Consider the following 16,125-nt stretch of genomic DNA (forward strand, 5'->3'; position numbering starts at 1 on the left):
CCCACTGCATAGGACTCAGTGGGCTGGGGGACACTGCCGCCTCATTCCCCGCAGGCGGCGGACCGGTCCGGGAGGTGAACGACGCCTCCCGGACTGTGCATCGGCGGTTTTGGTGGAGATCTTTCGCAGCTGCCGGAGGGCTCCAGGAGGCATTCGGGAAGATTCGGGGAGTGAAGTGGGGCGAAAGGGTACTTCTGGTGCGGCGAGTTCCCCTTCGAAGGGTTGCGAACTGCCCTGAGAATGGCCGAATATCGCCGGTCGTCCGAGGTTGGGCCGCCCGTTTCGCGGACATCTCGTCGACCGTCCGGCAGTCGCCCGGCGACGGTGCGCGGGCGGCTCGTGGGCGGTTCGAGGATGGCTGGATCCCGTCTGGTGGATCTGGCTCACACGGAAAAGCCAACGCACCTGTCATGTAAGCCAGTTGGTGGACGACGCGCTTGGCGCGGGCCATGCGTGACGTCATGCCGCCGGAAGCGCCGCTCGCGGCCCGCCCGGTGCGCGCCCGCCCGCGGCAGGGTCGCCCTCCTGTCCGGCGGGGCCTTTGCCAGGGGCGCATGCCCTTCCGACGTGCGCCCTACGGAGCCCCTCCTGTGCGCCGTTGTCGTGGCAGCATGTTCGCAACGGCGCCGCGCGTTACCGGGGTTCTCCTGATGCAGCTCTGCTGCGCCGTTTTGTCCACAGCCTGTGGAGGCGGCGATGCGTTGGTTGGTGGGGTGGAGCAGTATCGCCGCGAGCTTCGGCACAGCCGGTGCGGTCGGCCCCAGCGACGAGGGGCGCACGATGCACCCCGTCGGCTCCCAACTCCTGTGGGGCGACCCGGATCCGCTCTGGGCCGTGGGCGACTGGCGGCCCGACGAGATCCGGATCACCACGGTCGAGACCGGCGAGGGCGCGCCCACCGCCCGGATGGCCGTCCTCGGCTGCTGCAGCGCCACCGACGAACAACTGCGCTCCGGCCTCCTCGCCGCCCGCGGCGGAGCCCTGCGCCACCTCACCTCCTGGCCCGGCAGCTACACGACCGTCGTCCAGATCGGCCGCCGGATCACCGTCATCGGAGACCTCGCGGGTGCCCGCCCCGTCTTCTACACGCCCTGGGCGGGCGGCACGGCGTACGCCACCGCCGCACTCCCCCTCGCCGACCTCATCGAGGCCCAGCTGGACATCGGCCACCTGGCCGCCCTGCTCGCCTGCCCCGAAACGCCGGAGGCGCTGCGCGACGGCACCCCGTACGCCGGCGTGAAGCGCATCCCGCCGGGCCACGCGCTCATCCTCCGCGAGGGCTCGCGCGAGATCACCGGTTACGAGGCGGTGGCCTCCCTCGCCGTGGCCGCTCCCCAGCTCGACCCGGTCAGCGCCGTCGACGGCGTACGCGACGCGCTGGTCGAAGCCGTACGCGCCAGACTCCTGGCCCCGCGCCACGCGCCCGAAACACTGCCGCCCGACCCCGGACCGGTCCCCGGCATGGGCCCCGCCGAACGGCGCGCCGCCCGTGGCGCACCCGTCCCCGGCATCGGCGCCGACCTGTCCGGAGGCAGCGCCTCCGCCACCCTCGCCCTGCTCGCCGCCGGACTCCCGGGCCTGCCCGGCACCCTCCTCGGCCACGGCGCGGGAGCGGGGGAGCGGCTGCTCGCCGTCACCCTCAACGACCTCACCGCGCGCGGACACGAGGACGAACTCGAACGCGCCCGCGTCATCGCCGCCAACCCGCGCCTGCACCATGTGGTCGTCGCCGCCGGGGAGGAGGCCCTGCCCTACGCCGACCTGGGCGGCGGCCCGCTCACCGATGAACCCGCCCCGTCGCTCGTCGTCGCCGAGCGCCACCGCAGGCGCCTCGCTTCGGGCAGCGCCGACCACTTCGTCGGCGGCGGCGCCCGGCAGGTCCTCGACGCCCACCCGGCCCGCCTCGCCGACCTGCTGATGGACCGCCGCCGACGCCATCTGCTGCGCCCGGTCGCGGCGCTCGCCAAGGCGGAGGGCCCGAGCGCGCGCTCCCTGTTCGTCCCGCTGACCGTCTACCGCGCGGCCCGCCGCCTGTCCCGTACGTCGTACCGCACCGGCCTGGAAGTGGCGGCCGACCGGCTGCCGGACGCCAACCGGCACGCCCCCGACCTCGACACCCCCGCCGACGCGTCGCTGGCCGCCCTCGCCTGGTCGCGGCCCGGACCCGCCGCGCGCTGGCTCACGGGGGAGGCGCTGGCCGAAGTCTCGGTCCGGCTCCAGGAGGCGGCCATCCGCCCCGTCTCCGTCCAGCGTCCCGGCGAGGCCCGTGCCAGGGCGGCCCTGGCCCGGTACGCCGCCGACCACCGGATCCTGGAGCAGGCCGCCGAGAACCGCAGCCAGCGGCTGCACGCCCCGTACCTCGACAACCAGGTCGTCCGCGCTGCCCGTGCGCTCCCCGAATCGCTCCGGGTCCAGCCGGGCGCCCGCGCCGCGATCCTGCGCCGGGTGCTCGCCGGCGCGGGTATCCACGAGCTGCCGCCGGGCTGGGGCACGCCCTCCCTCGCCACGTCGAACGCGACTGCCCGCACCGGTCTGCGCGCCGCCCTCCCGGAGCTGATCGCCCTCTTCGACGCCCCGCTGCTCGCCGACGCGGGCCTGGTCGAGGCCCGTGTCGTACGGAAGGCCCTGCGCGCGGCCTCCGAGGGAGAACCGCTCCCGCTGGAGGGCCTCGCGCACCTGGCGTCCACGGAGCTCTGGCTCCGTCGGCTCGTGTCGCGACGCGGCACCTGCTGGACGGGCACGGCGGCGCCCCGCCAGCGTGCGGTCGCGGGCGGAGTCGTTCCGGCCAGGCGGACACTGCAGCCGTAGGGAGCCGGGGCCGGGGCCGTGGGCGCGGACATCTGGCATCTGGCATCTGGCATCGGGTATCTGGCATCGGGTATCGGGTATCGGGTGCCGGTGCGGGTGGCCGCCTGCCCTCGGCCGGGGCGCGGGACACAATGGCCCGGTGCGGTATCTGATCCTGGGCGTCACCGAGGCGCGAGACGAGAACGGCAGTGCCCTGCCCGTGGGCGGTACGCGGCTGCGCGCTCTCCTCGCCGCCCTCGCGCTGCGTGCGGGACGCCCCGTCCCCGTCGCCGATCTGGTCGACGACGTATGGGCCGCGGATCCCCCGCAGGACGCCCCCGCCGCGCTCCAGGCACTGGTGGGCCGGCTGCGCCGGGTGCTGGGCAGGGACGCGATCACGAGTACCCACGGGGGCTACCGTTTGGCGGCCGGCCCCGACGAGGTCGACCTGTACGTGTTCGAGCGGCTCTCCCGCCAGGGGGTCGAGGAGCTCGACGCGGGCGATCCCGTGACGGCCGCGCGCACGCTCCGTACCGCGCTCGCCCTGTGGCGCGGCCTCGTGCTGGCCGATCTGCCGGACCGGGACCACGGCCACGCCCTGCGCCCCGAGGGCCACCGTCTGGCCACGCTGGAACGCCGTATCGAGGCCGACCTGCGGTGCGCGGCGACGGGTGCGGGTGGCGGTGCGGGGCCCGCCGCGGGACCGCGGACCCTCGTGCCCGAGCTCATGGAGCTGACGGCCGCCCACCCGTACGACGAGCGCTTCCGGGCCCAATTGATCCGGGCCCTGCGCGCCGAGGGCCGCCAGGCCGATGCGCTGGCCGCCTACGAGGAGGCCCGCCGCGCCCTCGCCGACGATCTCGGGACCGACCCGGGGCCGGAACTGATCGCGCTCCACCGGGAGTTGCTCGCCCCGCCGCAGGTTTCGTCCGGAGCGGTGGCGGGGGCGGCGGCGCGCCCGCAGCGTCCGCTCGAACCGCGTCCGCCCGAACCGTCCGGCCCCGCCGTCGTGTACGGCAACCTCCGGCCCCGGCTCACCTCTTTCGTCGGGCGCGAGCCCGAACTGTGCTCCATCCGCGCCGATCTCAGCCGTTCCCGACTGGTCACCCTCACCGGTCCCGGTGGCTCCGGCAAGACCCGGCTCGCCGAGGAGGCCGCCGCCGGCACGGCCTCCGCGACCTCCACCGCCCCCTCCTCTGCTTCCACCGCCTCCGCGACAGACACGGACGCCTGGATCGCCGAACTCGCCTCCGTGGACGACCCCGTCGACGTACCCGGAGCCGTGCTCTCCGCTCTCGGGCTGCGCGAGACGGCCCTCCTCCGTGACAGCAACCGCGACGGACAGCTGCTGCGCACCGACCCGACCGACCTCCTGGTCGAGCACCTGGCGCACTGCTCCCGCATCCGCCCCTTCCTGCTCATCCTGGACAACTGCGAGCACGTCATCGAGGCGGCCGCCACCCTCGCCGAGACCCTGCTCACCCACTGTCCGCAGCTGCGCATCCTCGCCACCAGCCGTGAACCCCTCGGTGTCCCCGGTGAGTCCGTACGCCCGGTCGGCCCGCTCCCGGCCGACCCCGCCCACCGGCTGTTCGCCGAGCGCGCCCGTACCGTACGCCCCGATTTCGATCCCGAGCAGGAGGCCGCGCACGATGCGGACGCCGTCGCCGAGATCTGCCGACGGCTCGACGGGCAGCCGCTCGCCATCGAGCTCGCCGCCGCGCGGCTGCGGATGCTCAGTCCGCGTCAGATCGCGGACCGGCTCGACGACCGCTTTCTTCTGCTGACCGGCGGAAGCCGGACCGTACTGCCGCGTCAGCAGACGCTGCGTGCCGTCGTCGACTGGTCCTGGGACCTTCTCGACGAGGACGAACGCACGGCTCTGCGACAGGTGTCCGTCTTCGCGGGCAGCTGGGATCTGCCGGCCGCAGAAGCCGTCATCACACCCGGAGCAGCACCGGTCGGAGCAGCAGCTGTCCGGTCAGCACCTGCTGGGGCAGCGCCTGTCGGAGGAGCGCCCACCGGAGCGGCGCCCACCGGAGCGGTGCCTGCCGGGTCGGCCGACGTCGGCAGTGCCCGCGCCGCCGAGGCCTCCGCCCGCCTCTCCACCGCCGACCTGATCGGTGCGCTCGTCGACAAGTCCCTCGTCGTCGCCACTCCGACCGCCACCGGCGAGATGCGCTACCGCCTCCTGGAGACCATCCACGAGTACGCCACCGAGCGTGCCGCCGAGGTCCCGGAGATACGGGCCGCCGCCGCGAGCGCGCACACCGCGTACTTCCTGGCGCTCGTCGAGGAGGCCGAGCCCCGCCTCCGCTCCGGCGACCAGCTGCCCTGGATCGAACGCCTGGAGACGGAACTCGACAACATCCGGGCCGCCCTCCACCGGACCACCGTCACCAGCCCGTCCGAAGCGGAAGCCGTACGACTGGTTCTCGGCATGGGGTGGTTCTGGTGGCTGCGCAACTTCCGCTCCGAGGGTTTCACCTGGACCGAGCGGGCCGTGGCGCTCGGGCCGGAACCGGCCGACGACAGTGACCCCCGCTACTGGCCGCGCATGCATCTGGAGATGCTGCGCCACTTCCTCGCCGTGGAGAGCCGACCTGCCGCGGACGTTTACGGCGACGAGCGCCATCAGGAGCTGATGTGCCGGGTGGGCGACGCGTTCAGGTCCTCGGGCCCGCAGTCCGCCCGTTTCCCGGGACTGCTCTGGCCGATGGTCCTGTTCGCGACCGGCACGGCGGCCGACACCCACGCGTTGATCGACCAGGTGGTCGACAACACCCGTGTCCACGGCGGCGTCTGGGAGTACTGCCTCGCCCTGATGTTCCGTACCCACATGGCGGTCGACATGCCGGGCGGCATGCCCGGGGTCGACGACGATCTCGCGGAACTGCGCGAGCTGAGCCGCCGCGTCGGCGACCGCTGGATCCGCGCGCAGGTCGCGGGCGCTGCCGCGGAGGCGGGCGTGATGCGCGGACGGTTCCCGCAGGCCCGAGTGGCGTACGAGGAGGCGTTGCTGCTGTCCCGGGAGGTCGGGGCGCATGCCGAGGCGCCGTTCCTCCTCGCCCGCATCGCGGAACTCGCCTACCGGACCGGGGACATGGCGGAGTACGAGCGGGCCCTGACCGAGTCGGAGCGCGAGGCGGACCGCTACCAGGTGCACGACGCCCGCGCCTACGGCCAATTCCTGCGCGCCACCACGGCCCTGGAGCTGGGGGAGATCGCGCAGGCACGGCGTCTGGTCACCGAGGCGGCGTACGCGGTCGGGCGGGGCAGCCCGCCGTCGCACTTCAAGGTGGTGATCGAGGGGCTGGCCGCACGGATCACGGTGCACGAGCCGGGACCCGGCCGTGGTCCGGTCGCCGGGGTACGAGGCCTGACCTCGGCACTCCGCGCCGCGAGGGACGCCCAGTGTGCCGAGCTCGTCACCGGGCATCTGGCGGACTGCGTGGCGACCGCGCTGCCGAAGGTGGGCCACCACGGAGCCGCTGTACGGATCCTGGCCGCGGCGGACGACTGGCGGTTGTTCGGCCCCAGGACCGTGGTGCAACAGGCCGAGGTGGACGAGGCCGAGCGGCAGGCGCGCGAGGAGCTGGGACCTCAGCTGTACGAGTCCGAGCGCGCCGCGGGACGCGCACTGACCGTCGACGGCGTCATCGAGCTCCTGACCCGCATCACGGAGGAGCTCCCGGAAACACCGGGGTGCATGGATGCCCCGGGGTGCGCGGACGCTCCGCGGCGCCCGGAATTGCCGGGTTTCACCTCCGGCCTCACCCCGGACCGGCTCACCGGCAACTGATCCTCGAATTCGCCCAGTCGGCGAGCGCCATGAAGCCACCGGGCCGGGCGGACTCGACGACGAGCCGGATCCGCCCCTGACCGGCGATACCGACGTCCACGGGCACGGCCGGGTCGTCGCCGTTCATCACCGGGGACCGCCACAGCCGCGCCCCGTCACCGTTGAAGACGGAGAAGCGCACCGAGCCGAGCCCCATCGTCATGTCGTCGATCCCGACCATCGCCTCGTACCGCGTGCACTGCTTGTTCAGCTGGATGACGACCGAGGAATTGCTGTTGACGGTCACCCCGTGCGCGTACGTCGTGCCGCCGATCGACACCTGGGAACGCTGCCAGACCCAGTTGCTCTCACCGAAGACCACTTCCGGTTCGGTGTGGTCGCCCAGGATCGAGTAGCTCAGCTGGTTGACCTGGTAGACGGTCGGCGCGGGAGGCGTCGGAGTGGGCGTCGGGGTGGGCGTCGGGGTCGGTTTGGGCTTCGGCGCGGGTGGCGTCGGCGCGGGTGGCGTCGGTTTGGGAGCGGGTTTCGGGGGCGGTGTCGGGGTGGGTGTCGGCTTGGGCCTGGGCTTGGGCGGCGGTGTGGGCGCTGCGGGCGCCGGGGGCGCGGGCGGCGCCGGCGGGACGGGCTTCGGCGCGGGCGGCTTCGGCGCGGGCGGCGGTGTCGGCGCCGGGGGCGCCACGACAGCCGGCTTCGCCACATGTTTGGCCTCGGGCTTCGGCTGGTCGTCGCCGACCAGCGCCCAGACCAGTCCGGCCGTCGCGGCCACGACGACCGCCGCCGCGATACCGGCCTTCGCCGGTGCACCGAGCCCCTCCGAGGCCGCGGCACCACCGGACGCACTCCCGGCGGAGCTCCCCCCGGACGCCGCCGCGGCGGCACCCGCACCCGCGGCTCCCGCCGCGCCACCGGCGACGATTCCGGCGGCCTTGAGCGCGTACCCGGCGGCGAACCAGCCGATGACGGCGACCGGCAGCAGCGCGGGAATCCCGGCGTTGACATGAGCCAGTTCGCCCGCGGCGAGCCGGCACTTCGAGCACTCCTCCAGGTGTCCGCGCAGGCCGCGCTCGGCCCGCATACGGAGGCCGCCACGGGCATACGCGCCGAGCCGGTCGGCATAGCGCGCGCAGTCGCCGCCCGCGGTCAGGGCCTGGCTCACATGCGCCTGCAGGTAGGCCTGCTTGAGGCCCTCGCGGGCCCGGCTGGCCAGCACCGCCGTGGCATTGGCGGTCAGTCCGAAGAGGGGGGCGATCTCGCTGGGCGACTCCTCCTCGACGGTGGTGTGCCACAGCACGGCCTGCCAGCGCTCCGGCAGACTGCGGAACGCCTGCATGGCCATCGACTGCTCGGCCTCGTGCATCGCCAGCACATCGGCACCGAGGTCGAGCGTGTCCGCGTCCGACACCTGGGAGGACTGGGAGGCCTGCGCGGCGAACACCGCGAAGTCGTCGACCAGATGCTCCCGCTTCGCGGTCCTGGTCCAGGCGGCGCCGACATGGCGGACGGCCGTCATCAGGTAGGCCCGTACGGCCTCCTCGGGCCCCTTGCCGCGGCGTACCGCCTGCAGCGTGCGGGCGAAGACCTCGGCCGTCAGGTCGTCGGCCGTGTGGGCGTCCCGGCAGCAGCTCCGCGCGTAGCGTCGCACCGCGTCGGAGTGCCGTCGGAAGAGCTCCTCGTACGCGAGGTCGTCGCCGTCCCGCATCTGCCGGATCAGATCGGCGTCGGAGACAACGGCGCCGGAGGCATCGGTGGCGCCGGTGCTGCGGCCCTCCCGCTGCATCGGTACCGCGGCGTCGGCCCCGGGACCTGGATCGACCGGTGCCGACCACGGACCTGGGAGGACGGTGCCGGCCTCGGTGTCACCGCTCGACCGCCCCGGCCCGGCCTGACTCGGTACCTGCCGGGCTGGCAGCCCACCGGCCTCCGTGACACCGCCCGCGGCGGAGACGTCGTCGAACGACTCTTCCTGCTGCCCGTCACCGCTCATCGCGGTAGCCCCCGTATGCGCTGTCGGACCCGAACATCGGGCAAGAGTGCCACATGGCGCAATCACGACGGACCTTCAGCCCCCGCAACCACTCATCCGGGGCGTTTTTCCGAATGTGAGTACTAACGGGCATCCATTCGGGGAAAGCTCGACAATCTCTTTACGCGCGAGCGAGGTGCAGCCGCAGTGCGCGATCCGGGAGCGGCAGGCGTGCGGCCAGCGGGGGTTGCGGGTTTCGGCAGCGGGAGAGGCGGCCGCGGGTGCCGGACACGAAGGTCGGACGGACGGCGGCGGGCGATGACGGGCCGTCGGCCGAGACCCCATCAAAACGGGCCACATCCACCGACGCTCACGCGAAGGAACTCAACCGCTCAACAACACGCCCCCGCGTCGGCACGCCGGGCGCAGCGGCGGCACCCGCCACCGCGCCCGACGTGCCCGGCGCATTCCGCTCAGGCGGCCGGCCGGGAGCGCAGCCCCTCCAGCAGGATGTCCAGGAGCCGGCTGGAAGCGGCGGCCTGCTGAGCCGCGTCAGGCAGCGAAGGCGCCGCCGTCGCTATCACCAGCAGTACATCCGCGACCGTCACGTCACGACGCAGTTCACCGGCTGCCCGTGCCCGGTCGACCAGGCGGCCGACCACCTCCAGCAGCTCGCCGGCTCCCGTGTCGTCGTCCTCGATGCCGGTCTCCGCGGCGGCACGCTCGTCGGCCGGCCGGAGGTCGGCCTGGCCGGCGCCCTGGCGCTGCTGAGGCACCCGGGCCTCGTCCCGGCCATTGCCCGACACCGATGCCGACGCCGAGCCCGACAGGGGCACCGACTCCCCGGCCACCGTCGAGTCGACGCCGTCGGAATCGACATCGACGCCGACCCGCAGTATCTGGGGCGGCAGCAGCCGCCCCGCGCCCGAGGCCACGGACGTCCGCAGGAAGCGCGACAGCGCCGACCACGGCTCGTCCTCCTGGCCGAGCGCGGTCCGGGCCTGGTCCGTCAGCCGGGAGGTCTCTTCCTCGGCTATCCGGCGGACCAGCACGTCCTTGCTCGGGAACCGGCGGTACACCGTGCCGACTCCGACTCTGGCGCGACGCGCCACGTCCTCCATCGGAGCCCCGTATCCCAGCTCGCCGAACACCTCGCGCGCGGCCCGCAGGACATGTTCCAGATTGCGCTGTGCATCCACGCGAAGCGGAGCCGTGCGGCCATTCGTCCCGGCCGACGCGGTAGTCGCCCCGTTCGCCCCTACCGTGGCGACCGAACTCGTCGACGCCACCGCCCCGACCGTTCCCACCGCTCCGTTTCGTCCCGTTCCGTCGGACGAATGGGACGGAACCGCAGCAGCAGTCTGCCAATGAGAATCCTGAATGTGCATAACTGTTCCCCCGGTTATGACGTCTCCCCCCGGAGACTTCCCGCCGTTTGAGCCGGAGAGTGGATCAACGTCCCAACCCGACACCCCGACGACATACGAACATAGTTGAGCCCGGCTCAATTCAGAAGGGGGTAGTTCCGCACGGAGCGCCCCCCGATCGGAGCAAGGACCGGTTGGTCACTGATTCGGCCCCCGCCCAGGGCCCCCACTCCAACCCCTGACCTGCGCGGCTTGCGTATCGCCGTCGCGGCCCGCGGTATCCGCTCGTACAAAACCTCCGGTCACACAATTTGTCGAGGCTGTGGACAAACCCTTGAGCACGTTGCGTCATGGGGTGGTGATGGCTTCAGACTCCGGGGGAACACCCCCCGGCCCCACGCCGGGTGTGCGCATTCTCGTCATCGGTGGCGGCTACGTCGGGATGTACACAGCGCTGCGTCTCCAGCGGAAGCTGAAGCAGAGACTCAGGAGCGGTGAGGCCGAGATCGTGGTCGTCACTCCTGAGCCCTATATGACGTATCAGCCGTTCCTGCCCGAAGCGGCGGCCGGTTCGATCTCGCCGCGCCATGTCGTCGTGCCGCTCCGCCGCGTCCTCGCGCACTGCAGGATCGTGATCGGCGAGGCGCAGAGCGTCGACCACGCCAAGCGCACGGCGACCGTCACCACCCTCGCCACGGGGGAGGACGGCACCGGCGCGGTCGAGATCCCGTACGACGAACTCGTCCTCGCCCCCGGCTCCGTCTCACGCACCCTCCCGGTCCCCGGCCTCGCCGACCACGGCGTCGGCTTCAAGACCGTCGAGGAGGCCATCGGCCTGCGCAACCACGTCATCGAGCAGATGGACATCGCCTCCGCCACCCGCGACCCCGCCATCCGCGACGCCGCGCTCACCTTCGTCGTCGTCGGCGGCGGATACGCGGGCGTCGAGGCCCTCGCCGAGCTGGAGGACATGGCCCGCTACACCTCGCGCTACTACCACAACATCAAGGCCGAGGACCTGAAATGGATCCTCGTCGAGGCGTCCGGCCGCATCCTCCCCGAGGTCGGCGAGACGATGGGCACCTACGCGATCCGTGAGCTGCGCGGCCGCAACATCGACGTACGCCTCGACACCCGGCTGGAGTCCTGCGAGGACCGGATCGCCGTCCTGAGCGACGGTTCCAGGTTCCCGACCCGCACCCTCGTGTGGACCGCGGGCGTCAGACCCGCACCGATCCTCGCCGCAACCGATCTGCCGCTCGACGAACGCGGCAGGCTCAGGTGCACGGCGCAACTCGCCGTCGAGGGCGTCGAGCACGCCTGGGCCGCCGGGGACGCCGCGGCCGTACCCGACCTGACCGCCGCGGAAGCGGGCAAGGAGACCGCACCCAACGCCCAGCACGCGGTGCGCCAGGCCAAGGTCCTCGCCGGGAACATCCTCGCGTCGATCGCCGGAGAGCCCCTGGAGGAGTACCGGCACAGCTACGCGGGCTCCGTCGCCTCGCTCGGCCTCCACAAGGGCGTCGCCCATGTGTACGGCCGCAAGCTCAAGGGCTTTCCGGCCTGGCTGATGCACCGCACGTACCACCTCAGCCGTGTTCCCACGTTCAACCGGAAGGCCCGCGTCCTTGCCGAATGGACCCTCGCCGGACTCTTCAAGCGCGAGATCGTCTCCCTCGGTTCGCTGGAACACCCGCGCGCCGAATTCGAACTCGCCGCGGGCGGCAGACGCCCCGGGCCCAACGGCCCGCCGCACAACAGGGACACCCCGCCGGGCCCCGGCAACTCGCCGGGACCGGACCTTCCCCCCGGACCCGACGGCCCGCCGCGGAACGGCGGCTGACGGACCGTCGACCCGCCGGAGCGTCCGCCAGGGGGCGGACCGTACCGACAACTGTCCGTACGGTCGGCCACACTGGACGTGTGACCATAGGTGGGCCCACATCTGCACAGAGTGACCCGGCCGGCAGTGACCGACAGTGAGCAGCCCGCAAGAGCGGACCAGACCGACACACGAGGCCAGAAATTCCGTGAACTTCACGCGCTGGAGCGCCCGCCTACCCGGAACGCAGCGCCGCGCCGCCGCTCGGGACGACCGCAGTTCCGTGCCCTCGGCCCGCGCCGAGTACGCACAGCCCGAGACCGGGCCCTGCCCGCCGGAGGGCGACACACGCAGCGGCACGCACGGCGGGACGGGGCACGATCCGCGGGACGACTCGCGCGGCGAGGCTCCCCGGCCGGGCGGCCCCGCGCTGGAGGACCTCTCGGCCCGGGACATCCTCGGCCAGCTGCCCGCCCTGGTGGCCCTGGTGTACGGCCCCGACCACCGGATCGCGTACGTCAACGACGCCTACACCGCCGCTTTCGGGCCCCGCCCGGCCGGCGCCACCGCCGCCGAGGCCATGCCGGAGCTCGACGAGCTGAGCCTGCTGCCCCTCATGGACCAGGTCCTGCGCAGCGGCACCCCACGCACGGTCAAGTCCCGCAAGGCCCGCAGCGGCAATTCGTACACCGTGACCTGCACCCCGGTGCACCGCGACAGGGACGACGAAGCCGACGGCGACAACGGCGCCCCCGGAAAGCAGAACAGGACCGGCAAGGGCAACAAGAGCAACAGGGGCAGAGGAAGAGGAGGCGAAGGCGGCGTGCTCGTGTACGCGGCCGATGTCACCGACCACGCCGAAGCGGCCGAACGGCTCCGCGCCAGCGAGCGCCGCCACCGCGAAACGGCCGTCACCCTCCAGCGTTCCCTGCTCCCGCAGGAGCTGGAGCAGCCCGACGACCTCCGGATCGCCGCCACCTACCAGCCCGGCGGCACGGACGCCGCGGTCGGCGGCGACTGGTACGACGTCATCACCCTCGGCGCGGGCCGCACCGCCCTGGTCATCGGGGACGTGATGGGACGCGGGGTGCGGGCCGCCGCCGTCATGGGCCAGCTCCGCACGGCCGTACGCGCCTACGCCCGCCTCGACCTCCCGCCGCACGAGGTCCTTCAGCTCCTGGACGGTCTCGCCGCCGAGATCGACGCCAGCCAGATCGCCACCTGCGCCTACGCGGTCCACGATCCCAACGAGGGCCGGCTCGTCTACGCCTCCGCCGGCCACCTCCCGATCCTGGTGTGCGACGAGGACGGTACGGTCCACCGCGCCGAGGACCCGACCGGACCGCCGCTCGGTACCGGCGGCTGGATCCACACCTCGGGCACGATCCCGCTGCCACCCGGTTCCACCGCCGTCCTCTACACGGACGGCCTGGTGGAGCGCCGGAGCGAGGACATCGACGAGGGCGTCGCCGCGCTGGAACGCGCCCTGTCCGGTGCCAAGGGTTCACCCCAGGTGGTCTGCGACCGGCTGATCCGCTCCCTCGGCGTCACCGCGGAACACGACGACGACGTGGCCGTGCTGGTGGTCCAGCACCCCGCCCGCTCGGGGGCGGACGCGGAGCTGTTCCACAACGCCTCGCTCGATCTCCTCGGCGGCATCGAGGCGGCCCCGCGCGCCCGAGCCTTCGCGACCGGGGTCCTGACCTCGTGGCGATTCCCGGTCGAGCTGTGCGACCTGGGCGTCCTGGCCGCCGGCGAACTCGTCGCGAACTCGCTCAAGCACGGCACCCCGCCGATGCGCCTGGGCCTGCGGCGCACCGACCGGCGGCTGATCATCGAGGTGACCGACGGCGACGACCACCTGCCGCGCCGCCGCCGGGCCGACCCGGCGGACGAAGCGGGCCGCGGCATCTCCATCGTCGCGACGATCGCCTCGTCCTGGGGCAGCCGCCGCACACCGGGCGGCGGCAAAGCGGTCTGGTGCGAATTCGCCCTGCCGCAGTGAGGGGCCCCGTCGCGGACAGGGCCCGGCCGCTCAGCGAGCGGCGGCAGCCGTGGAGGCGGAGCTGGGCTCCGCATCCGGCAGTGACACGGCCACCACCCGGGAAGGCACCGTCTCCAGCGAGGGCTGATCCTGTACGGGAGTGAGCTGCCGGCCGAGCCGCAGCGCCAGCGCCGTGATGCCCAGCGAGAACAGCACGAACGTCACGATGTACGGCCCGTGCAGCGTCGCCCCCATCGGCCCGCCCACGGCCGGACCGACCGCCAGCGCGAGCTGCTTGCACAGGGCGAACGCGGAGTTGTACTGCCCGACCATCGACTCCGGCGCCAGATCGGCCACCAGCGGGGCCACGGTCGGCGACAGCATCGACTCACCGAGTCCGAACAGCGCGTACGTGGAGATCATCGCGGCGGTCGCCATGGTCTGGCTGCCGTGTCCGAGCCCGGCGTACCCCGCCACGATCCAGGCGAACGCCCAGATCAGACCGACCGAGGCAATGACCCGGCTGCGCCTGCGGCGCTCGACGAACCGCAGCACGACGAACTGCGCCACAACGATGACGGCGGTGTTGGCGGCCAGCGCGATACCGAGCGTCGAAGGCTGCATCCCGGCGGCCTCGGTGCCGTACGCCGCGAGCCCGGACTCGAACTGTCCGTAGCAGGCGAAGAACAACACGAAGCCCAGCACACACAGCTGCACCATGGCCCGGTGCGAGAGCAGCACCCGCAGCCCGCCCGGCGCCTTGGACCCGTCGGTGGGCCTGGCGTCCGAGAAGGACGGCGTACGGGACAGCCGCACCGTGGAGGCGATGACACCGAGCACGACGAACATCGCGGCCTCGATGAGGAACAGCAGGGTGAAGGTCTCCGGCCGGTTCGTGTCGACGATCTGGCCGCCGACGAGCCCGCCGATACCGAGCCCGAGGTTCTGCAGGAAGAACTGCATGGCGAAGGCGCGGGTACGGGTGGCGGTGCTGGAGCACCACACGAGCATGGTGGCGAGCGCCGGCTGCATGACCGCCGTACCCGCGCCGAGGACCGCGGCCGACAGCACGGAGGCGGTCACGCCCGACGACAGACCGAGGGCGACAGCGCCCAGGGAAGCGACGGCCGAGGCGACGACGAGCACGGGCAGCGGCCCGCGCCGGTCGATGGCCCGACCGGTGAACGGCAGAACGGCCAGCGCCGCCATGGCGAAGACCGCCAGTACGACTCCCGCAGTGCCAGCACCCAGATCCCGTACCTGTGCCACATAGACGTACAGATACGGAACGGTGAACCCCAGCCCGAACGCGCTCAGCGCGCTCCCCAGCTGGATCCGCCGAAGTGCTGCACCCATCTCCCTGGTCACACTCACCTACCTCAAGGTCTCGAAGCGACATGCCGAGCCATCCGAACGACTCGAACCCGAAGACTTTAGCACTAAAGTTAGAACCTCAACAATACAGACCGAAGGACTTCGAAGGCTTTGAAGGGCGTGCCATACTGCCCGCCATGCCTGACACCACCGAGCAGCCCGGACCGCAGGAGCCGAGCCTCGACGAGCAGATCGCCGCCTACCAGCGCGAGTTCCGCGACCTGGACCCCCAGGTCGAGCAGGTCGTCTCGGCCCTGGGCCGGCTGAACCGCCGGATGAACGTGGCGTACGGACGCCAGCTCGCCGCCCTCGGCATCAGCAACGCCGAGTGGGAGGTCCTCAAGACCCTGGTCCTGGCCGGCTCCCCGTACCGCCTGGGCCCGGGAGAGCTGGCCAAGCGCCTGGGTCTCACCCCGGCGGCGATGACCCACCGCATCGACCGCATGGCGGGCGAGGGCCTGGTCACCCGGGACCGGGACGAGAACAACCGGGTGCGCGTGATCGTCGAGCTGACCGACGAGGGCCGTACGAAGTGGCTGGAGGCCATGCGCATGGCCACCGACTTCGAGGAGGACCTGCTCCAGGACCTCACGGGCGACGAACGCGGGGGCCTCGGCGACATGCTGATCCGCCTCCTGCGCCGCGTGGAGCACGCCCAGCCGGACGCCGGCGGCCGCCTCACCGACCTGGACTGAACCCGTGTCCGACACGTGGGAAAAGGGCTTGACCTGGCGGGGTTGACACACCCCTCCTCGATCCGTAAGGTTCTTCGAGTTGTCACGGAGCCGGAACGGTTCTGCGACAGCCGATCCCGCCGCGAATGCGGCAACCAAAACTCAGCACGATCTCCCACTCGGGAGAATTTCGGCATGCCGAAATTGATTTCGAGGACTCGATTATGAGTCGCCGGGAAAATCCGCTAGAGTTTGGACGTCGGAACGGCCCAACAGCCGGGAAGACAAACCCCGCTGACTGGGAATCAGGCCCGAAAGGATCTGATAGAGTCGGACTCGCCGGAAAGGGAAG

General features: G+C 72.4%; 8 protein-coding genes. 5 read left to right on the forward strand and 3 right to left on the reverse strand.

All coding sequences use genetic code 11. From position 1 onward, the window contains the following. The first annotated feature begins 696 nt into the window (after positions 1–696). Entirely contained in the window at positions 697–2,808 is a 2,112-nt protein-coding gene (locus ACFV8T_RS25265) for an asparagine synthase-related protein (RefSeq protein ID WP_385331386.1), read from the forward strand. A 139-nt stretch (positions 2,809–2,947) separates the two neighbouring features. Continuing rightward, positions 2,948–6,589 (forward strand): ATP-binding protein, encoded by a 3,642-nt coding sequence (locus ACFV8T_RS25270; protein WP_385331389.1) that lies wholly within the window; start codon positions 2,948–2,950, stop codon positions 6,587–6,589. On the opposite strand, the gene ACFV8T_RS25275 is transcribed toward ACFV8T_RS25270, so the two are convergent. Together ACFV8T_RS25275 and ACFV8T_RS25280 are read right to left on the reverse strand one after the other, a co-directional pair. Continuing rightward, positions 6,576–8,573: a sigma-70 family RNA polymerase sigma factor gene (locus ACFV8T_RS25275; RefSeq protein ID WP_385331392.1), complete on the reverse strand. Its 1,998-nt coding sequence runs from the start codon at positions 8,571–8,573 to the stop codon at positions 6,576–6,578. The genes ACFV8T_RS25270 and ACFV8T_RS25275 overlap by 14 nt on opposite strands. 452 nt (positions 8,574–9,025) lie before the next feature. Then, a complete protein-coding gene (locus ACFV8T_RS25280; RefSeq protein ID WP_385331395.1) occupies positions 9,026–9,940 on the reverse strand; it encodes a TetR/AcrR family transcriptional regulator in 915 nt (304 codons plus the stop codon). A 340-nt stretch (positions 9,941–10,280) separates the two neighbouring features. Here ACFV8T_RS25280 and ACFV8T_RS25285 point away from each other — a divergent pair, with 340 nt between their 5' ends. Next, on the forward strand, positions 10,281–11,762 hold the full coding sequence (locus ACFV8T_RS25285; protein ID WP_385331398.1) for an NAD(P)/FAD-dependent oxidoreductase: 1,482 nt from the start codon (positions 10,281–10,283) through the stop codon (positions 11,760–11,762). Between the two features lie 187 nt (positions 11,763–11,949). Next, positions 11,950–13,746 (forward strand): SpoIIE family protein phosphatase, encoded by a 1,797-nt coding sequence (locus tag ACFV8T_RS25290; protein WP_385331400.1) that lies wholly within the window; start codon positions 11,950–11,952, stop codon positions 13,744–13,746. A 30-nt stretch (positions 13,747–13,776) separates the two neighbouring features. Here the strand turns inward: ACFV8T_RS25290 and ACFV8T_RS25295 are convergent, their stop codons facing one another. Continuing rightward, positions 13,777–15,081, reverse strand: coding sequence for an MFS transporter (locus tag ACFV8T_RS25295; RefSeq protein ID WP_385331403.1), 1,305 nt, complete (start codon positions 15,079–15,081; stop codon positions 13,777–13,779). Between the two features lie 155 nt (positions 15,082–15,236). On the opposite strand from ACFV8T_RS25295, the gene ACFV8T_RS25300 reads away from it, so the two are divergent. Beyond that, positions 15,237–15,794, forward strand: a complete 558-nt coding sequence (locus ACFV8T_RS25300) for a MarR family winged helix-turn-helix transcriptional regulator (RefSeq protein WP_072488604.1) — start codon at positions 15,237–15,239, stop codon at positions 15,792–15,794. The last annotated feature ends 331 nt before the right edge of the window (positions 15,795–16,125 follow it).

This window comes from Streptomyces sp. NPDC059832 (assembly GCF_042731715.1).
Lineage (GTDB): Bacteria > Actinomycetota > Actinomycetes > Streptomycetales > Streptomycetaceae > Streptomyces.